The sequence below is a fragment of the Litchfieldia sinesaloumensis genome (genome assembly GCF_900156865.1).
In the GTDB taxonomy this organism is placed as follows: Bacteria; Bacillota; Bacilli; order Bacillales; family Bacillaceae_L; genus Ferdinandcohnia; species Ferdinandcohnia sinesaloumensis.
The window spans coordinates 765,086-785,067 of the sequence record NZ_LT732529.1 but is presented as its reverse complement, the minus strand read 5'-3'; the positions used below and the strand labels follow the sequence as shown (position 1 = coordinate 785,067).

The 19,982-nt window shown below is 37.8% G+C and carries 20 protein-coding genes; 6 read left to right on the top strand and 14 right to left on the bottom strand.

The annotated features are described in order from the left end of the window. Nucleotides 1-8: 8 nt before the first annotated feature. The 5 genes from CZ490_RS03845 to CZ490_RS03825 form a co-directional block, all read right to left on the bottom strand. The gene (locus CZ490_RS03845) at nucleotides 9-1,622 is read right to left on the bottom strand and encodes a long-chain-fatty-acid--CoA ligase (protein ID WP_077620936.1); all 1,614 of its coding nucleotides are present in this window, start codon (nucleotides 1,620-1,622) and stop codon (nucleotides 9-11) included. 111 nt (nucleotides 1,623-1,733) lie between these two features. Continuing rightward, nucleotides 1,734-2,507: an SDR family oxidoreductase gene (locus CZ490_RS03840; RefSeq protein ID WP_077617643.1), complete on the bottom strand. Its 774-nt coding sequence runs from the start codon at nucleotides 2,505-2,507 to the stop codon at nucleotides 1,734-1,736. Nucleotides 2,508-2,522: 15 nt separating this feature from the next. Then, a complete protein-coding gene (locus CZ490_RS03835) occupies nucleotides 2,523-3,734 on the bottom strand; it encodes an acyl-CoA dehydrogenase (RefSeq protein WP_077620935.1) in 1,212 nt (403 codons plus the stop codon). Nucleotides 3,735-3,894: 160 nt separating this feature from the next. Further along, the gene (locus CZ490_RS03830) at nucleotides 3,895-4,077 is read right to left on the bottom strand and encodes a hypothetical protein (RefSeq protein ID WP_077617642.1); all 183 of its coding nucleotides are present in this window, start codon (nucleotides 4,075-4,077) and stop codon (nucleotides 3,895-3,897) included. Between the two features lie 92 nt (nucleotides 4,078-4,169). Continuing rightward, on the bottom strand, nucleotides 4,170-5,057 hold the full coding sequence (locus CZ490_RS03825; RefSeq protein ID WP_077617641.1) for an NAD(P)-dependent oxidoreductase: 888 nt from the start codon (nucleotides 5,055-5,057) through the stop codon (nucleotides 4,170-4,172). A gap of 149 nt (nucleotides 5,058-5,206) precedes the next feature. On the opposite strand from CZ490_RS03825, the gene CZ490_RS03820 reads away from it, so the two are divergent. Both CZ490_RS03820 and CZ490_RS03815 read left to right on the top strand, forming a co-directional pair. Then, nucleotides 5,207-5,308: a YjcZ family sporulation protein gene (locus tag CZ490_RS03820; RefSeq protein WP_077617640.1), complete on the top strand. Its 102-nt coding sequence runs from the start codon at nucleotides 5,207-5,209 to the stop codon at nucleotides 5,306-5,308. Nucleotides 5,309-5,359: 51 nt separating this feature from the next. After that, nucleotides 5,360-5,482 (top strand): YjcZ family sporulation protein, encoded by a 123-nt coding sequence (locus CZ490_RS03815; RefSeq protein WP_077617639.1) that lies wholly within the window; start codon nucleotides 5,360-5,362, stop codon nucleotides 5,480-5,482. Nucleotides 5,483-5,545: 63 nt separating this feature from the next. Here the strand turns inward: CZ490_RS03815 and CZ490_RS03810 are convergent, their stop codons facing one another. Next, nucleotides 5,546-5,752 carry a hypothetical protein gene (locus tag CZ490_RS03810; protein WP_077617638.1) on the bottom strand — a complete coding sequence of 69 codons (207 nt, stop codon included), beginning with the start codon at nucleotides 5,750-5,752 and terminating at the stop codon, nucleotides 5,546-5,548. A gap of 109 nt (nucleotides 5,753-5,861) precedes the next feature. On the opposite strand from CZ490_RS03810, the gene CZ490_RS03805 reads away from it, so the two are divergent. Then, a complete protein-coding gene (locus CZ490_RS03805) occupies nucleotides 5,862-6,053 on the top strand; it encodes a DUF5370 family protein (RefSeq protein ID WP_077617637.1) in 192 nt (63 codons plus the stop codon). Between the two features lie 60 nt (nucleotides 6,054-6,113). Continuing rightward, nucleotides 6,114-6,785: a GNAT family N-acetyltransferase gene (locus CZ490_RS03800; protein WP_407639777.1), complete on the top strand. Its 672-nt coding sequence runs from the start codon at nucleotides 6,114-6,116 to the stop codon at nucleotides 6,783-6,785. An 82-nt stretch (nucleotides 6,786-6,867) separates the two neighbouring features. Here the strand turns inward: CZ490_RS03800 and ptsP are convergent, their stop codons facing one another. Then, nucleotides 6,868-8,586 (bottom strand): phosphoenolpyruvate--protein phosphotransferase, encoded by a 1,719-nt coding sequence (ptsP, locus tag CZ490_RS03795; RefSeq protein WP_077617636.1) that lies wholly within the window; start codon nucleotides 8,584-8,586, stop codon nucleotides 6,868-6,870. Then, nucleotides 8,586-8,852 carry a phosphocarrier protein HPr gene (locus CZ490_RS03790; RefSeq protein ID WP_077617635.1) on the bottom strand — a complete coding sequence of 89 codons (267 nt, stop codon included), beginning with the start codon at nucleotides 8,850-8,852 and terminating at the stop codon, nucleotides 8,586-8,588. Before CZ490_RS03790 ends, ptsP begins: the two co-directional genes overlap by 1 nt. 520 nt (nucleotides 8,853-9,372) lie before the next feature. Between CZ490_RS03790 and CZ490_RS03785 the strand changes: the two genes are divergently transcribed. Continuing rightward, nucleotides 9,373-10,161, top strand: coding sequence for an HAD family hydrolase (locus CZ490_RS03785; protein WP_234987284.1), 789 nt, complete (start codon nucleotides 9,373-9,375; stop codon nucleotides 10,159-10,161). Between the two features lie 59 nt (nucleotides 10,162-10,220). Here CZ490_RS03785 and CZ490_RS03780 read toward each other — a convergent pair whose 3' ends face one another. The 5 genes from CZ490_RS03780 to glcT all read right to left on the bottom strand — a co-directional run bounded on the left by CZ490_RS03780 (nucleotide 10,221) and on the right by glcT (nucleotide 16,829). Further along, nucleotides 10,221-11,438, bottom strand: coding sequence for a DUF4129 domain-containing protein (locus tag CZ490_RS03780; RefSeq protein WP_077617633.1), 1,218 nt, complete (start codon nucleotides 11,436-11,438; stop codon nucleotides 10,221-10,223). Then, on the bottom strand, nucleotides 11,428-12,618 hold the full coding sequence (locus CZ490_RS03775; RefSeq protein WP_077617632.1) for a DUF58 domain-containing protein: 1,191 nt from the start codon (nucleotides 12,616-12,618) through the stop codon (nucleotides 11,428-11,430). Before CZ490_RS03775 ends, CZ490_RS03780 begins: the two co-directional genes overlap by 11 nt. Then, complete coding sequence (locus tag CZ490_RS03770) at nucleotides 12,618-13,568, bottom strand: AAA family ATPase (RefSeq protein WP_077617631.1); 951 nt, start codon at nucleotides 13,566-13,568, stop codon at nucleotides 12,618-12,620. The genes CZ490_RS03775 and CZ490_RS03770 overlap by 1 nt, the downstream gene beginning before the upstream one ends. A gap of 189 nt (nucleotides 13,569-13,757) precedes the next feature. Continuing rightward, complete coding sequence (ptsG, locus tag CZ490_RS03765; protein WP_077617630.1) at nucleotides 13,758-15,791, bottom strand: glucose-specific PTS transporter subunit IIBC; 2,034 nt, start codon at nucleotides 15,789-15,791, stop codon at nucleotides 13,758-13,760. A 195-nt stretch (nucleotides 15,792-15,986) separates the two neighbouring features. Next, nucleotides 15,987-16,829: a glucose PTS transporter transcription antiterminator GlcT gene (gene glcT, locus CZ490_RS03760; RefSeq protein WP_077617629.1), complete on the bottom strand. Its 843-nt coding sequence runs from the start codon at nucleotides 16,827-16,829 to the stop codon at nucleotides 15,987-15,989. A gap of 282 nt (nucleotides 16,830-17,111) precedes the next feature. On the opposite strand from glcT, the gene CZ490_RS03755 reads away from it, so the two are divergent. Further along, entirely contained in the window at nucleotides 17,112-18,617 is a 1,506-nt protein-coding gene (locus CZ490_RS03755) for an extracellular solute-binding protein (protein ID WP_077617628.1), read from the top strand. 95 nt (nucleotides 18,618-18,712) lie between these two features. Here CZ490_RS03755 and CZ490_RS03750 read toward each other — a convergent pair whose 3' ends face one another. Further along, nucleotides 18,713-19,972, bottom strand: a complete 1,260-nt coding sequence (locus tag CZ490_RS03750; protein ID WP_077617627.1) for an ATP-binding protein — start codon at nucleotides 19,970-19,972, stop codon at nucleotides 18,713-18,715. Between the last annotated feature and the right edge of the window lie 10 nt (nucleotides 19,973-19,982).

The following is a 19,982-nucleotide window of genomic DNA, read 5'->3' as shown; positions in this document are numbered from 1 at the left end:
TCATATCTTTACTTTGGATGAATTACCTCTTCACGTAGAACTCTTCTTAAAATCTTACCTACATTTGTTTTCGGAAGTTCTTGTCTAAACTCCAGCATTTTAGGGACCTTATATACTGCCAAATGCTGTTTACAGAATGAAATAATCTCCTCGTCAGACGCCGTTTTCCCTTGTTTTAGAACTACAAATGCCTTGACGGTTTCGCCTCTATACTCATCTGGGATACCAATGACAACTGCTTCTTGAACGGAAGGATGTTCGTATAAAACTTCCTCGATATCACGCGGATAAATATTATAACCACTTGCGATAATCATATCTTTTTTGCGATCCATTATATATACATAACCCTCTTCATCCATCTTTGCTATGTCGCCTGTATATAGCCAACCATCTCGGAGTGCAATAGCAGTTTCTTCTGGCATATTCCAATAACCTTTCATGACTTGGGGACCTTTGACAATTAATTCTCCAAGGTCACCAGGGGGAACCTCATTGCCACCTGTTGCCACATCCACAACCTTATAGTCCGTATTTGGTATTCCAATCCCAATACTTCCTGGCTTTCTTTCTGCAAAAATTGGATTACAATGGGTTACAGGAGATGCCTCAGACAACCCATAGCCTTCAAGTATAAGTGCCCCTGTCTTTCGTTCAAACTCTTTCATAAGCTCTACTGGCATTGGTGCACTACCACTATTACAAACTCGAATACTACTTAAATCATAATCTAAAGCCTTCGGATGATTAGTTAAAGCAACATACATTGTTGGAACTCCAGGGAACATCGTTGGTTGTTCACGACTAATTGTTTCAAGAAGTTCTTCAACATCAAATTTTGGTAAAAGGGTATTTGCTGCACCAACAAAAATGGACAGATTCATCCCTGATGTCATTCCAAAAACATGGAATAGTGGTATGACAGTCAGAGAACGCTCTTTCCCGAACATAATTTCACTTTTAAAAAACTCATAGGATTGAACAATGTTGGCCACTATATTTCGGTGCGTTAACATCGCTCCCTTTGATCGCCCAGTCGTACCACCTGTGTATTGGAGAACTGCGATGTCATGTTCAGGCTCTATATCAACAGGTGTAACTGTTCCTGTTGCAGATTGCATAAATTGTTCAAACGTTTTGTCAGATGACAATTCCATTTCGGTCGGCTGTAGACTAACCGTAATAATTGTTTTCACATTTGTATGTGGTTTTACAGCTTTTACTCTTGGATAAAGTGTATCCATTACAACAATGGTTTCAGCTCCAGAGTCAGCCAAAATGTACTGCAGTTCCCTTTCAACTAGTAGGGGATTAATCTGTGTGACAATAGCGCCAGCATTTAGCGATCCATAGTATGAGATCACATACTGTGGACAGTTCGGTAACATAATCGCTACCCGATCTCCTTTTTGGATGCCTGCTTCCTGTAAAGCTGATGTAAATACGTGAACCATACCAGATAATTCCTGGTAAGTCATTCTTTTGTGGTAAAAAATAATGGCTTCATTTTGTGGAATTTTTGCTGTAGTTTCTTGGAGAACCTGCCCTAAAGACATGTTTGGAATTTCTATCTCTGCATTTGACGTTGGTGGATAATGCTTTAACCATACTCTCTCACTCATGTAAAACCCCTCCAATAAATTAACTAAAATTTGATTGTTCACAATCTGAGGTTCTGAGATGTTTAACATGTATGCTCCACCTAAGTTTTCGTTGTTATGAATCCCCCCCTTTTATGAAGTATGCATACCACCATCAACTATAATGGTGTCTCCAGTAATAAAATCCGCAGCACTTGATGCTAAGAACACCGCAACTCCTTTTAGATCATTGTTCGTTCCTATGCGTTTTAGTGGAGTCACGTCCTTGAGATAATCTCCCCCCCTTTCAATTGTGACTTTTGACATCTTTGTCGGGAAAAAGCCTGGGGCAATAGAGTTTACATTAATATTATGAGGTCCCCATTTTGCAGCTAAATCCTTTGTAAAAGTTATAATCGCACCTTTACTCGTATTGTAACCAATCGTGTCCATGAATCGTGGGTCAATCCCTCCTAAGCCAGCAACTGAAGAAATATTAATGATTTTCCCAGCATTCTGTTCAATCATCACCTTACCAACGGCCTGGCTCATCAGAAATGTGCCATTCACATTAACCGACATCACCTTTTCCCACGCATCAAACGGCATATCCACTACAGGTGCACCCCAAGTTGCGCCACTATTATTGACTAGAATGTCAATTTTGCCAAATGCTTTTACTGTCTCTTCAACGACTTTTTGTACATCCTGAGGATTTGTTACGTCGCATTGGAGCGCAAGTGATTTCACACCCAGCGCTTCTAGGCGGTTTCTTACTTCTATACAAGCCTCAAGTTTTCTTGAGCAAACAACAACATTTGCGCCAGCTTCGGCAAATCCTTCTGCAATTTGTTCACCAAGCCCTCTTCCACCACCTGTAACAATCGCTGTCTTTCCTTTTAAACTGAACATCTCTAGAACTCTCATTCTCCCACCTCATTTTTAGTCAATGTATTTTCTAAGCTCCAATTTGGCGATCTGTGCTTTATGAACTTCATCAGGCCCATCTGCAAGTCGTAGAGTTCTAGCGTTTGCCCAATGTGCGGCAAATGGAAAATCATCAGAAACCCCAGCAGCTCCAAACGCCTGAATGGCACGATCAATGACTTTTAAAGCCATACTTGGCGCGACAACTTTTATCATCGCAATTTCTGCTTTCGCGGCCTTGTTTCCAACCGTATCCATCATATGTGCTGCTTTCATTGTGAGTAACCGAGCTTGTTCTATTTCGATTCGAGACGTAGCAATCCAGTCTTGGATCACACCTTGACTAGCGAGGGCACGTCCAAAGGTGGTACGTCGCTTGACTCGTTTACACATTTGCTCAAGGGCGCGTTCTGCTGCACCAATTAGACGCATGCAATGATGGATACGACCGGGTCCCAGCCTGCCTTGTGCAATAGCAAATCCCTTTCCTTCTCCCCAAATCATATTGGTAACAGGAATTCGTACATTTTCGTATGTAATTTCTGCATGACCATGAGGAGCATGATCGTACCCGAACACTGGGAGCATACGTTCAATTTTCACTCCGGGAGTATCTAGTGGTACGAGAATCATAGATTGTTGTTCATATGTTGGTCCTTTTGGATTTGTTTTCCCCATAAATATTGAAATTTTGCAGCGTGGGTCACCTGCCCCCGAAGACCACCACTTTTTACCATTAAGTATATATTCATCTCCGTCACGAACAATGCTTGCTTCTATATTAGTTGCATCTGATGAAGCTACATCTGGTTCAGTCATTGAAAAGCAAGACCGGATTTCACCATTTAATAATGGCTTTAGCCAAGCCTCCTTTTGCTCGTTTGTCCCATAACGAACAAGAACCTCCATATTCCCTGTATCTGGAGCATTGCAATTAAAAACTTCTGGTGCTATCAGAGATCTTCCCATGATTTCACAAAGTGGTGCATATTCTACATTTGTAAGACCAGCACCGTACTCACTTTCAGGAAGAAATAAATTCCATAATCCTTGTTTTCTTGCCTTTTCCTTAAGCTCCTCCATAATAGGTGGTACATCTGTCCATCGGTTATCTTGCTGATTTAATTGTTCTTCATACACTTTTTCATTTGGATATATATATTCCACCATGAAAGCGTTTACCTTTTCTTGGAGTGCAATAACCTTATTAGAATGAGAAAAATTTATTGTCATCATCCCCCATCTCGTCTCTACTTACTAACCGGTTGGTATGTAAACATAATTCTATATTACTACTGTTTACTGAAATTATTCAATGTTTTTTCTAAAAATTCTAAACCAAACATAGTAAAAAATCGACAAGCGTGTTACACTTGTCGATTCCTTATTAAAGTCCACCTTCGTATTTCCCATCATTTTTAGAAGCTTTTTCTTTTTTGGCTTTTTTCTTATGTGCTCTGTTTGCCGCTGCGCTACCAAACTCTTTACCAAATTCAGTGTCTGTTACAGCTGAGTCAAAGCCTTGTTTATTTTTTTGTTCAGGATCATTCTTCTTATTACGCTTTGCCATGTTCGTGCACCCCCTTAGAAATCTTCCTACTTATTTTCTTCTCGTAGAGGATTTCCTATGCACCAATGGGGAAGTGACTTTGAACATACCTGTTACTTCCACAATTTATAAATGGCTTGGGTTCCGCTGTTTTCTTCGCCTTTTTCGGCTAGTTCATCGTACATTTCTTTTGCAAGTTCTAGGCCTGGTGTTTTCATTCCCATTGCTTTTGCTTCTTCCAGAGCAATTCCCATATCTTTGATAAAATGTTTGATATAAAAACCAGGCTCAAAATTATCTGCAATCATTCTTGGTGCAAGATTACTCAGTGACCAACTCCCAGCCGCACCGGATGAAATACTTTTTAATACAGTCTCAGGGTCAAGACCAGATTTTTTCGCATAAACCATAGCCTCCGCCACCCCAATCATATTTGATGCAATTGCAATCTGGTTACACATTTTTGTATGTTGGCCTGAGCCTGCTGGCCCTTGATAGACAATGTTTTGCCCCATTATTTCAAGAATTGGCCTACAAGCCTCAAAGACATGCTCATCACCACCGACCATAATGGCTAATCTCGCCTCTTTTGCACCAACGTCGCCACCAGACACCGGCGCATCGAGGGCATACATCCCCTTTTGCTTTGCCAATTTATAGATTTTACTAGCCAATGAAGGTGTAGAAGTGGTCATATCAATAAAGTAAGTTCCTTCCTTTGCATGAGCGAGCAAACCATCCTCTGCTAGATAGACTTCTTCCACATCATAGGGATAACCAACCATTGTAATCACTATGTTTGCCTCTTTTGCAAGTTCTGCGACAGACTGCTTCCAAATTGCCCCATTTTCAACAAGCTCTGAAGCTTTTTCTTTCGTACGGGTATAGACAAGAACTTTATGTCCCTTACCAAGAATATGACCTGCCATGCTTTTTCCCATGACACCTAAACCGATAAATCCTACCACTGTTTTCTCATTTAACCCATTAGTATGTACCATCACCAAGTCCCCCTTGTTTTTTTTATTATCATCATATCATATTTCAAAATGGCGATAGTCTAAAAAACTGAAGAAAATTGGGGATTTGTACCTTACGAAAAATGAACAACTTCCATAGGATATAACAAATAGAGATGGAGGTGTTCTAAATGAGTGGAACTCACGGCGGAGGTTTCGGAGCTGGCTTTGCTTTGATTGTTGTATTGTTCATTCTATTGATCATTGTTGGAGCCGCATATGTAGGTTATTAATTCTTTAAAAAAATGAGATTTTATCATATAAAAAAGAAAGGGAGATGTATTATGGGTTACTGTGGATACGGCTATGGTGGATATGGTTATGGAGGCCATGGATTTGGCGGAGGCTTTGCGCTAATCGTTGTACTGTTCATTCTTCTAATCATCGTTGGCGCAGCTTGGTGCTAAACTAACTTTTTGTATAAAAGAGCCAGCAACTCTGACCGGGTTGCTGGTTTTTCATGTGTTCCTTTAGTCAAACATATCCTGAAATTTCTTCATTTCCTTATCAACTTTAGGCTTTAGTTGAAAAGGATTTTTCGGTTGGACTCTGTTTTCCAGATTCACATCAGATCGTATCCCTATTTTATCGCCAGCCAAATCATGATTGATTATATTTTCATATCGTCCATCGACATGTGGGTCACGCTCATGATAATCGCGAGTATTATCTACCATCATAAAAACCCCCTCATCCTTAAATTGTCGATTTTCAAGAAAAATATGTACTTATTACTATTTAAATTGGAACAATAAAAACAAGATTACAGAGGAAGGAGATATAATCATGGGTGCTATTGACCGCGATGGTTTTCGTTTTGAAACAGAATTCAGTGTAATAAATCAAAAAGGAGCAATACATGTCTATCGGGATGGCGAATTCATTCAAGAGCTTCCATTTACTTTTACTGGAGAACAGCCTGAACCTGCAATAATTGAAGGCCTTGTAGACTCTTATTTTGAAAAGAATTATCATTAAGATTAAGAAAGTGGTGCTTTTCTTCGTTCCCATTGTAACGTAAAATGGGGGTGTGAGGTGATGAGCTTGTTTCGAAAAGACATCTATGTATTTGATGAAAATATACCAAAAAAGGCTGTAATACGGACTTATACTGAAAATGATTTTGATGAGTTAATTCGCGTTCAACAAGAAAGTTTTCCTCCCCCATTTCCTTCTGATTTATGGTGGAATAAGGAACAGCTACATAATCATGTTACACGCTTTCCTCTCGGAGCACTTTGTGTTGAAATAGATGGGAGAATATGTGGTTCTATGACTGGACTAATTGTCCACTTTGATCCAAAACATCCACAACATACATGGGAGGAAATCACAGATAACGGATATATTCGAAACCACGCACCGGATGGTAACACATTATACATCGTTGATATTTGTGTCAGTCCAGCGTTTCGGAAATACGGGCTTGGAAAGTGGTTAATGCAATCCATGTATGAAGTTGTTGTCCAGTTAAATTTGGAACGATTAGTTGGTGGTGGACGAATTTCCGGATATTCAAAACATGCGGAAAAGATGAGTGCGGATGTCTATATTGAAAAAATTCTAACAGGTGAACTTAAAGATCCGGTCATTACATTCTTGTTGCGCTGTGGACGTACACCCGTCCAATTAATTGACAATTATCTCGAAGATGAAGAATCCTGTAATTATGGATTATTGATGGAATGGAGAAATCCTTTTAGTAAGTAGGAATCCGGGCTATAGGTTACAGCGATGATCTTTTACTTATAGAGAAAACGAGTCTAACTCTCAGCAGGTTAGACTCGTTTTTTTAGTTCATGAATTTTTCTTTTACGAAATCGACGACTTCATCCGTTGTACTCATAGATAGGATTTTTTCTTTAAAGCTTGCAATTTCAGCCTTAGAGAGCTTTTTAATTTGAGTACGTGCAGGTAGTATTGAAGTTGCACTCATACTAAATTCATCTAGCCCTAGTCCTAGAAGAATAGGAATCGCAATTGTATCGCCTGCCATCTCTCCACACATACCTGCCCATTTACCTTCTTTATGTGCTGCTTCAATAACCATGGAAATGAGGCGTAATATGGATGGTGAATATGGCTGATAAAGATAAGACACACGCTCATTCATGCGATCTGCAGCCATTGTATATTGAATAAGGTCATTCGTACCTATACTAAAGAAATCTACTTCTTTTGCAAATTGATCTGCTAGTACAGCCGTAGAGGGTATTTCAACCATTATCCCAAGTTCAATCGTATCGGATACAGCTGTTCCAGCAGCTACAAGCTTTTCTTTTTCTTCAAGTAAAATGGCTTTAGCTTGTCTGAACTCATCGAGAGTCGCTATCATAGGGAACATGATTTTTAAATTACCATGTGTGCTTGCACGTAGTAATGCACGCAATTGGGTACGGAATATATCTTGTTCCTCTAAACAAAGACGAATCGCTCTAAATCCTAAGAATGGATTTAATTCTTTCGGTAGATTTAAATATGGTAGTTCTTTATCTCCACCGATGTCTAGCGTACGAACTACGACAGGCTTGCCTTCCATTTTTTCAAGAACAGTTTTATAGGATTCAAATTGTTCTTCTTCAGAAGGAAGCTGATCACGACCCATATACAAAAATTCTGTACGGTAGAGTCCAATGCCTTCTCCGCCATTTTCAAGTACACCTTTGACATCTTCTGGTGTACCGATATTCGCGGCAAGTTCGACATGCTGACCGTCACTAGAAACAGTTTTTTCGTTTTTCAACTTAGCCCATTCTACCTTTTGTGCTTCATACTGCTCTTTCTTTTGACGGTACTGCGCTAAAACCTCTTCAGACGGATTAACGATGACATCCCCATCAAGTCCATCTACAATTACCATTACACCATTTTCAATGGTAGTAGTAACCGTTTTTGTTCCAACTACGGCCGGAATCTCCATCGATCTTGCCATAATTGCTGAGTGAGATGTACGTCCACCAATATCAGTGGTGAACCCTTTTACATAATTTCGATTTAGTTGTGCTGTATCCGAAGGTGTTAAGTCTTCTGCAATAATGATAACTTCTTCCGAAATCATACTTGGATTTGAAATTGTTACCCCTAGTAAATGCGCTAACACACGTTTAGTTACATCACGAATATCTGCCGCACGTTCTGCCATATACTCATTGTCCATGCCTTCGAACATTGTAATAAACATAGTAGCAACTTCCTGTAACGCAAATTCAGCATTTACAGAATCAGAGTTAATTTTATCTTTAATCGGATTAATCAGCTCTGGGTCGCTTAAAACTAGAAGATGGGCGGAAAAAATAGCTGCTTTATCTTCCCCTAATTCTTCATTTGCACGATTCTTGATTACTTCTAGTTCTTCTTTAGATTTGTTTAATGCTTCTTCGAAACGCTTAATTTCAGCATCCTTATCACTAATCGTTTGTTTCTCAACTGTCAAATCAGGATGCTCCAAGCGAAAGCTTTTTGCGATTGCAATTCCTGCTGAAGCCGCAATTCCCTTGATCACGTTAGACATTATTCACCAAGTCCTTCTTTAACCATAATATCCGTTAAATTAGCTATAGCCTCATCTGCATCAGAACCTTCAGCAACAATTTTCACTTCAGCACCTTTAGCGATACCGAGGGACATTACTCCCATAATAGACTTAAGATTAACTGACTTTCCGTTATACTCTAGTTGAACATCTGAATTATACTTCCCAGCCGCCTGTACTAATAGTGTAGCTGGACGTGCGTGTATTCCTGAATCGCTTGTAATTTTATACGTTTTTTCTGCCATGTTAAATTCCCCTTTTCCAATTATTTAGACCCTATGGGTAATACATACTAGTAGTATTTGTACGTTTTCGGTAGATATGTAAAGAAAGAATACTTGTTAGCACCCAGATAAAATATAAAAAGGCATGAGAAGAGAAAGTCAATAACAACTATAGACATAGATAGCATATCCTTTCTATAGCTTTTACCGTTTCTTTACTCATGCCTGATCGAATCAGTAACACGTAAATGTAACTTTATGTATGATATTATTTTTTTAGTGGGTTGAAACAATCCTGTCTATACAACCTAACCTTCTACACAAAGAGTATAGCATAGGAATCAAGCGGTTTCAACTGGAAAGTTTATAATCATTCTAAAATAGAAAATTGAGAATCTTTTTCACTTGCAGAATTATTATTCTCATGTACCATTTTTACAAATTCATACCTTAATGTTATCAATCCTTAAACCATTTCATGTATAATAAACAAATATTGTATTTTACCTACATAATAATGGAGGTGTATTCATTGATTAAAATGATCGTAAGTGATTTAGATGGAACTCTACTTCGAGAGGACAACACTGTTAAGCAAGAAGATGCAAAAGCTTTACAACAAGCTGTTCAAGAAGGACTACAAATTAGTATTGCTACGGGTAGAATGGATATTGAAATAAACGAGGTATTAAAATCAATTGGGCAACAGTTTCATCGGATTAGCCAAAATGGCGCATTTGCATCAACTATTGATAATCGTTCTATTTTCTCTCGTACCTTTACAACTGAGGTCGCTGAGGATATTTACCAGCGTGTTTTGAATCCAAAGTTTGTTACGATTGTCTGTAGCTATGACACAAATTACACTCATGAACACAATGAGTATGTTGAAGGGGTTCAACAAAGAATGTTCCACCCTATCATCATCGACCCTGAAATCGGTTCGAAATTATCTGTAATAAAACCTTCTAAAATTACGTTGATTGGTTTTGAAAATGACATTATTGAAAGTTACAAAAGATTATCAACTGAATTTAAGGATGAAGTTGATTTATTCATCTCCGAAAAACATGTTCTAGATATTATGCCAAAACAAATCAGCAAAGGAAACGCGATAACCAAACTTCTTAATGAACTTTCCTTAAAGCCAGAAGAAATAGCGTGTATTGGTGACTCCTATAACGATATTCCGATGTTTCGTTTAACTCCCAACAGCTTTGCGATGGCAACCGCTCATGAAGATGTTAAAAAAGAGGCAAGATATGTTGTAGATTCCGTTGCGGACGCTGTTCACATGATCTTAAAAGAAAACAGTAAACAACGAGTTTAAGATAGTGCAAAACTGAAAATATTACCTAAAAAAAGAACCTGTACCCTATGACAGGTTCTTTATTTGCTCTTCTTTACACTTTTGATTTTCATTTTTACTTGCTTAACGATTTCTTCACAAGCTTCGTTTTCCTGTTCTGTTAATTCCTCATCCCCATATCTTACCCGCTCATAGAGATCGACCAGACGATGTTCAAGAAAGTGGTTTCGTCCCAACCATTCCGTTATACTCTCATGATGATAACGACCAAGTCCGTGTTTAGCAGAAAGTAGCTCTAGCTCATGAATAAGCTTTCGTACCTTGGCTTGAGGCGTTAGTTTTTTCGGTTTACTCCACTTTGACGCTGTATGTGAGGCACTTTCAGTGGTTGTAGTGTATTGATAGCCTTCTCCCACAATAGCTACCTCTTTTACTACTCTTTTTTTTGCCAATAAAAAGAGTATTGCTACTAGAATAAGGAGTCCGAAAATCGAAAGGTAGAACAAAACATTCGCATCTCCTGCTAGCTCCGAGAATGAATTATTATTTGCTGATTCCAGCCCATCCAAAGGTTCGACTTTTTCCCCCTGCATCTTCCCCGCCGCTTCAAAATCATCAACTGCATTAAAAAAAGGTTTTGAAAGATAATACATGCCGGTACCAATCAAGGACGAAATAAAGGATAAGGCCCTGACAAACACGAATGGAAAAATAATCGCAATAGCGAACGCAGCAATCAATAATCCACTAAAAAGGCCAACCACTGACCAAGAGTTATTTTTCGTTCTTATATTCTTTAAAACGAGAGAACTTTCACTCACACTGATTGCCATCTTTCCAATCATAAAAAATAGCAATTGTGTCACTAGTAAATATAATACGAGATCATTGTGGATATACCCTTGTACACTGGCAGCAAAATAAACAATTCCACCAGTAATTATGCTTACATTTAGGACCATAGCTTCTGATAGCTTGGGGCTTCTATAGAAATAACGAATGACCCGGTAACATACAATAGCTGCAATCATTAGGCTTTGCCCGAAAGATAGCCCCATTAAACTGCTTAATAGAGCCAGTAGAGGCGCGACTAACATAATAAATAGATAAGGTGTATTTGATTTAAGAATTGATAATAAAAATGCAATTACAGCAGCCCCTACACCAGCAATTAATAGAAAAGGGAGGATTGGCGGTAGTATCTCAGTATGAATGTAGAGCAGTATCCACACAATATAGAGAAGAATCATCTCCATAACATATTGGTACGACGTAAGCAACGGTTTACTATATCGCATGAGAATCCTCCCTTCTCATAGTAAAAGATGCCTTTTGTAGATAAATAGACTCCTCATCCTCAATAACGTTAAAACAATCTACACCTTTCCTGCCGAAACTTTTAAGAATCAGCTGTTCATCTTCCTTCATTTCACCCACCATAATCACATAAGGTGATAGCTTCTGTTGCCTATCAATTGCGTGGATCATGTGGTGATATGGAATCGTTACACTATGCTTACTAAGTCTAGCAATCAATTCCAATGCTTTTGCTAAATGTTCTTTACCTGATCCAAGTGGAAGATGAATATATGGCGTTTTTTGTGCCCTTCTTACATTGACAAACACTTCAAACGGAATATTCTTTAGGGTTGCCAATTCTAATAAAAAGGTTAACCCACTTAAATAATGCTCTAGTTTTCGTTCACGAACATTAATGATTATTGTCCAAGAAAACTGGGCCGTTTTATCAAAAACCTTTGTTTGCAGTTGATTCGTACGTGCGCTCGCTTTCCAATGTACCCGATTAAATGAATCTGTTGGAACATATCCCCTCGTACCGACAATAGAGGTCAAATCTTCAAAATATGAACTTTGAATGGGATACTCACCTTGATTTTTCGGAACTATTTTTTCAATCCCTCCAACAGTCTGTGGTGATGGATAAATAATTGTTTCGTAGTCCACTGGTTTTGTGTATTGTAAATACGCCTCTCCAAAGCCAAATAAATGTGGAATTCTCAGCTCTAGTCCACGGATTTTGGCAACTCCCCTTTGCTTACCTTGAAATGGTAGTTTTGTGGTATGTGCTTGTTTTGCCAAAAGAGTGATAGGTAAAGTAAGCTCAATTTGCTCTGATTCTAATTTAATTCTTTCATTTTGGAAGCCTATTACATGATCAATGGTCACTCTAATCTCTCCGTTGATAATTGGTAAGAAACCTTCTTGGCTCAACGTAAGTGAAAAATTATTATCTTCACCTTGAAAGAGCTTAACAGTTTCCTTATCAATTGAAACAATGATTTGTTCACCAACATGCTTCAAATAAAAGTTATTCAAAAACACAAATAGGAGAAACAATGCCCCAACAAACACAAGTAAGAATATTTGCGAAAGAATACCAGTAAAAATAAAGGCAGAAGAAAGTAAGGCCAAGAACGACAATTCATTCCCGATTGATAGTTGCCGTTTCCAGTTCATTACCTCACCGCTCCAGCTTCAACTGGTACGGATACCGCCCCAAGCAATTCTAGAATAACCTGACGATTCGTCTTTTTTAAGGAGCCTTCCATTGTAAGAACTAAACGATGCGAAATCACATATGGAGCCATAAATTTTATGTCCTCAGGCGTTACAAACATTCGGCCTTCCAAATAAGCCTTTCCTTGTGCAGCCTTCATAAGAGCTAGAGTCCCCCTCGGACTAACGCCCACTTCAACATCAGGATGTTTTCTGGTCTCATGGACGATTCGTAGCAAATAATCTTCAACATCTTCAGATAGACTTACATTCTGCACTTGGACTTGCATCTCTTGAATTTCTTCCTTTGAGAGAACCTCTAAGATACCTTCGATTGGATTACTTTTTCTATACGTTCTCATCATTTGCTTTTCCTCTACAAAGCTTGGATAGCCGAGATCAATTTGTATAAAGAATCGATCCATTTGTGCCTCTGGTAGTTGAAAAGTTCCTTGTTGTGATTCGATTGGGTTTTGAGTAGCAATAACAACAAATGGCGAAGGTAGTTTTAATGTTTCACCATCAATTGTTACCTGGCGCTCCTCCATTACCTCTAGTAAACTAGATTGAGTACGAGGTGTCGCTCGGTTAATTTCATCAGCTAAGAGAATATTCGTCATAACTGGACCAGGACGCAATTGGAATTCCTGTACTTTTGGATTGAAAAATTGAATCCCAGTTATATCACTAGGAAGGACGTCCGGGGTGAATTGGATACGCTTAAAATCTCCACTAATTGACTTCGCAAAACTCTTTGCGAGCATGGTTTTACCAGTACCCGGAACACTTTCTAGTAATATATGTCCATTATTAATAAGGGAATTTAGTACGAGTTCGATCACATCTTCCTTTCCAATGATGACTTTCCCTATGTTCTCTTTGATTTTTAGAGCATTCGCTTTTGCAGACATATGTGCCTCCCGCTTATAAAATAATAATTGTGTGACTATTTTAATTTATCAAAAGTGTAGCTATTTTCCAACATATATTTTCGTTGATTTCTACTATTTGTAAGTTGGGATTGGATGAAAAAGAAGCATATCAACTATGCCTAAACTAAAAACAGACAGACCCATTATAGAGTCTGTCTGTTTTGGTCATTATTCCTTTGTAATTTCTATTATGCTTTCTTCAGAAAGATTAATGTTCCCTTCCTTGTTAAGAACAACTCTTTCTCCTTCTACTAGGTTTGTAAATACGATTGGTGTAATAATTGACGTTGCATTTTTTGCAATGTAGTCTAGATCAACTTTTATAAGTGAATCGCCTTTTTTAACCGTATCGCCTTCACTTACAAACGTTTCAAAACCTTGTCCTTTAAGATGAACTGTATCAATTCCAACATGAATGAGGATTTCACGACCAGAATCAGAAAGAATTCCAATTGCATGCTTTGTTGGGAACAGATTTATTACTTTTCCATCGACAGGAGAAGCAATTGTTCCTTCAGTTGGTACAATGGCAAAGCCATCGCCCATCATTTTTCCAGAAAAGACTGCATCAGGAACTTCGGTAATTGGTTTTATTTCACCTTTAATCGGAGAGATAAAATGATCAACACTATGTTTTTCATTATTTAATTGATTTGTATTATTCTCTTTTGTTTCTTTCGCTTTTACTTCACGTGGTTTTTTTCCACCCATCACATCTAACATTTGACCTTTAATTGTTTCAGAACGTGGTCCAAAGATAGCTTGTATATTATTACCCACTTCAAGCACACCTGCTGCACCTAGTTTCTTTAGTTCGTCCTTATCGACATTTTTAATATCATTTACAGATACACGTAGTCGAGTGATACATGCATCAAGATGAGAAATATTTTCTTGTCCACCCATTGCGTTTAAAATATTAAAAGCTAGGTCAGAAGCTTCACCTTTATTATCTTCTTCGGCTTTTGCTTCACGTCCAGGTGTCAGCAAATTAAACTTTCGTATCGCAAATCGGAAAACAAAATAATAAATAACAGCAAAAACGATACCTACAAGTATTGCAATCCACCAAGGTTCTTTACCTGGTAAAATTCCAAATAAGAAAAAGTCAATCCCTCCACCTGAGAAGGTGTAGCCAATATTAACACTCAAAAATGTCATTAAGACAAAAGACAATCCATCTAGAATGGCATGTAATAAAAATAATAACGGAGACACAAACATAAATGAAAATTCAAGTGGCTCTGTAATACCCGTTAAAAATGATGTTAGGGCACCCGAACCTAATAAACCAGCTACAAGTTTTTTATTCTCCGGACGTGCAGCATGGTACATCGCAAGAGCAGCTGCCGGTAAACCAAACATCATAATAGGAAATTCACCAGCCATAAAGTTACCAGCAGTAATTTCCACTCCATCTTTCAATTGTGCAAAGAAAATTGTCATATCCCCTCTAACAATTTGCCCCGTAGCTGTTGTATAAGAACCGAATTCGTACCAGAACGGAGCATGGAAGATATGATGTAAGCCAAACGGAATTAACAATCTTTTTATAAATCCAAAGAAAAAGACAGCAAAATAAGTACCTTCTTCTATCAGCCAAAGAGAAGCGCTATTCATTGCCTCTTGTACCGGTGGCCAGATAAATAATAATAAAAGGCCCGCTACAAATGAAAATGCGGCAGTTGCGATTGGAACAAATCGTTTACCGGCAAAGAATCCAAGGAATGATGGCATCTCGATTGCATGAAAGCGATTATATGCAAATGCTGCAATAAGACCAACAATAATTCCTCCAAATACACCCGTTTGTAAGGTTGGAATTCCTAAAACAGACGCAAATGCTGGATTATCAGAAAGCATCTCAGGCGTAATCCCCCGCCATGAACTCATTACTTGATTTAGAACCAAATAACCAACCAAAGCTGCAAGTGCTGCTGCACCATCACCTGCTAATCCTATCGCTACCCCGACAGCAAAGAGTAGTGCTAGATTACTAAATATGATTCCACCTGCATCCTCCATAACTGATGCAACAAGCTGCATTCCATCCGATCCCAGGAACGGAAGATATTGAAGTAGCGTTTCTTGCTGCATAGCGTTACCTATCCCTAGTAAGAGACCCGCTGCTGGTAATAGAGCTACAGGTAACATAAGCGCTTTACCGATTTTTTGCAGGACACCAAAAATTTTTTTAAACACGTTCAAAACCTCCTAATATTAACCTCATCTAGTAATAATCGCAAAACATAAAAAGGCATGAGTAAACAAATAATTAAGAAAAACTAACAAGAGTACTACTTCCATTCGAAAAAGGAAATGTATCCTGTTTGCCTCACTTAATCATTCTCTTTACTCATGCCTGATCGAATCAGTAACACGTTAAAACAATGTATACTATTTAAATTTCTTTTGAAGCCTTTGCAGATGCATCGTAATATAGACAGCTTCTGCGTCAAAAACTGGTTTCTTCAACGTTTGCTGTATTACCTTAATGAGTTTCCACGAGAGATTATAACACAAAGGATATTCTTCTTTCAAGAGTGCAGTAATTTTTTCTGGTTCTTCTACTTTCTCCCCCGATTTTACTCGTTCAATGACAAATCTCAAATGCCGTACCAGTCTCATATAATCAATACTTTGCTTATCAATCTCTATTTTCAACTGATTTTCTACCAAATGAACCAATTTTGTCATAAGTTGAGAATGCTGATTGACTTCTGATAAATCTTTATTGGTGATTGCACTGTGTATGTGAAGGGCGATAAATCCCGCTTCTCCCTCAGGCAATTGTATATTACATTCTTTCTTAAAAATGTCTATTACTTCTAAGGCGATATCGTATTCATTAGGATACAATGTTTTCGTTTCTATTAAAAAGGGATTACGGACTTCCATCCCCTGTGAAACTCGAGCAACCGTATACATTAAGTGATCGGTTAAGGCTACATGAATATGCTCATTCAAAGATGTAACCGTTCTACTTTTTATTAACTCGATAGCGGTAATGATCACTTTTTGCAAATTATCCTCTAAATATGGAAGGATTTTAATATAGTTCGTTTGTACTTTCTCATTTTTTAGGACGAAAAGCTTTTCTACGCTTTCTGCATTAAGCTCCTCTTTCTGCTTTCGGTTAAAGCCGATGCCCTTACCAATGATAACGACCTCCCCATAATCGGAATGGTCAGCAATGACGACATTATTATTAAGAACTTTCGATATGTTAATGACAGACATCTAAATTCCCCACTTTTTAACTTAACATAAACACACAATTCTTATCCTATATGAGCAGAAACAAGAAATCAATATATTTACCTAGGGAGAGAATTGTCTAAACATTAAGAGAAATCACCTCAAACAATCTATCAATATATAACACATTTTTGTTCGCATTAAACATTTTTAATCCTTTCTTTCTCGTTTACCCTAAAGTAAAAATGAGAAAATGATTATATACGATACCTGCAGAGTTCACTAGAATGAAAGCGAATACAAATTACACCAAGGAGTGATTAAATGGTTCATAGGAGAAGGTTATCATTTATAGGATTCATACTTTTATCTAGTTTATTAGTCTTATCAGCTTGCAGTGATGATACTACAAGTAAAAAACAAAATGGGGATAAAGGAAACAAACCTGTAGAAATCACAATCATGACACCTCTTCATTCAGCAGAAACACCAGACCCTAAACTTGAAGAATTAATCGAGGAGAAAACAGGAGTTCAACTTAATATCCAATGGATACCAGCAAACAACTATGTAGATAAAATGAACTCTGCATTTGCGACTGAAAATCTACCAGACGTTGCAAATATTTCAATGGAAGGTCCATTCAAACAAGCCATTCGTGATGGCCAATTTTGGGAAATAGGACCGTTTCTTGATGAATTTGAAAATCTATCAAAGCTTAAGGATGATGTATTGGAAAACACGATGGTTGACGGAAAATTGTATGCTCTCTATCAAGGTCGCCCTCTTGCTCGTCAAGGTCTTATTTATCGTAAAGATTGGGCAGATAAATTAGGAATTTCTACTCCAACGAATGTAGATGAATTATATGAAATGTTAAGGGCATTTACAGAAGACGATCCCGATGGTAATGGAAAAGATGACACAATCGGGTTGGCAGATCGAGAGGATTTAAATTTTGGAGCATTTAAAACAATGTCATCCTGGTTTGGTACACCAAACGAATGGGGAATGAAAGATGGGGAGTTACAACCTGCATTTACTTTTCCTGAGTATAAACAAACGATGGATTTTATGAAAGAGTTACATCAAAAGGGATACATCAACCAGGACTTTCCTATTACAAGTAAAACAGATCAACAAGCCATGATAAAAAATGGAACAGCTGGAGCTTATATTGGTTGTATGTGTGATGTTCAAGGATTGTTTACAGATGGTGTTCAATTAAATCCAAATATGGTTCTTGATGTTCAAAATAAAATAGAAGGTCCACATGGGGGATTTGCGATTTGGTCCATACCAGGATTTAACCATCCCTATTTATTCCCTAAGTCTTCTGTAAAAACAGAAGAAGAATTGAAGCAGATTCTAGGATTCTTTGATAAGTTAATGGATCCCGAAATTGCCAATCTACTATTCTGGGGTATTGAAGGTGAACACTACGAGGTTGTAGATGGTAAAGCAATCCCTAACGATGACCAAACTAAGATAAATACAGAGATTATTCCTTATCAAACATTAGAGGTTGGGGAACCTGAAACAAACGGTAGATTTGAAGGTAACTTCGATTATGAAACAAGAGAAAAAGCAGAACAGCTTTTTAAAGATAATGAGAACTACTTAATGAAGGATCCAACAGTGGCCCTGGATTCAGAAACTTTTAATAAAGATGGGGAAAGATTAACAACTATTATGAAAGATGCTACCTACAATTATATACTCGGAGATATTGATGAAGCTGGATTTGAAGACCAAATAAAGAAATGGAAAGAACAAGGCGGAGATAACATGGTCAAAGAATTTAATGCTTCCTATAAGCAGGCCCAATAATTCAATGAAATAAAGTAGTTAATAAAGAAATAGGCAGTATTTACAGACTGCCTATTTCTATTGCATTATTTAGTTGTACATTTCTAAGTAAAAGCTTATTTCTTCATCGGTAACGTTATGATAACCTTTGTTCCGAATCCAACCTTACTTTTTATTTTAAATGTACCTCCATGGTCTTGAATGATTTTATTGCTCATGGTGAGACCAAGACCCATTCCTTTTTCTTTTAATGTAAAAAATGGCTCGCCAATTTTCTCGAGTCGTTCCTTTGGTATCCCCACTCCTAAGTCAATTGCTTCAATTTGTACCTTATCTTTTACAACTCTAGTACGGATCTTCGCCTTTCCGCCATCTGGCATAGCATCAATTGAGTTTTTAATCACGTTCACAAACACTTGAATTAACTCATTCATATCTCCATATAGAATGGATTTCGCGGCATGATTTTCAACGATGAGCTCGACATTATGAAGGGTAGCTTCATGAGAAGTAAGCTTAATCACATATTCAATCAGTTCATTTACTTCAAATTCCTTGAGTATTTTACTTTGTGGTTTTGAAAATACGAGCAACTCACTTACAATTTGATTTATCCGGTCAAGTTCAGAGAGGATGATATCTGATATGTGTGAGGTCGAGTTGTTTTGTTCCTTTTGTAATTGGACGAAGCCTTTAATTGTTGTAAGTGGATTACGAATTTCATGAGCAATTCCAGCCGCCAACTCCCCTACCACAGAGAGTTTTTCCCTTCTTAAAGCCATTTCCTCAGCAGCCTTTAATTTCGAAATATCACGACCTATCGTCACAAGCCCAGTCCGATTCCCTTCATCATCAAACAATGGAACTTTGATTACATCAAAAGTTTTCATTTCTCCACTCGGAACAGGAAATGATTCCTCAACACGAGTCGTTATTCCTTTAGCCCACGTTTCCTCATCAGAATAAACACAACCTAAAAACGGCTCTTTAAAAAAAGGCAACATTTCTGCAAGTTCTTTATCTGTTTTATTTTTATACGGTTTACCATGAAGTTGGTAAAGATCTTTTCCAAACTCATTAACTCGGATCCATCTCCCCTCTCCATCCTTAAAACAGACAAAGTCAGGCATAGCATTAATAAGGGTCGACAATTCCTTCTGCTCTTCCAAAGCCTTTATGTACGCTTCATCTTTTTTAATTATTAGGTAGATAAGAGCTGTAGTAAAAACAACGAAAACAAGCCCTTTTCCAACCTGGATGTAGTCTCCATAATTTGTAGGAAACTTATCAATTACATATTCTGAAAGAGTTATCCAAATTAGGCTTGCCAAAAAATAAATCAGCAATAGTCTCTTTTTAATAATCCGTCTAAACATCGACAAGCAC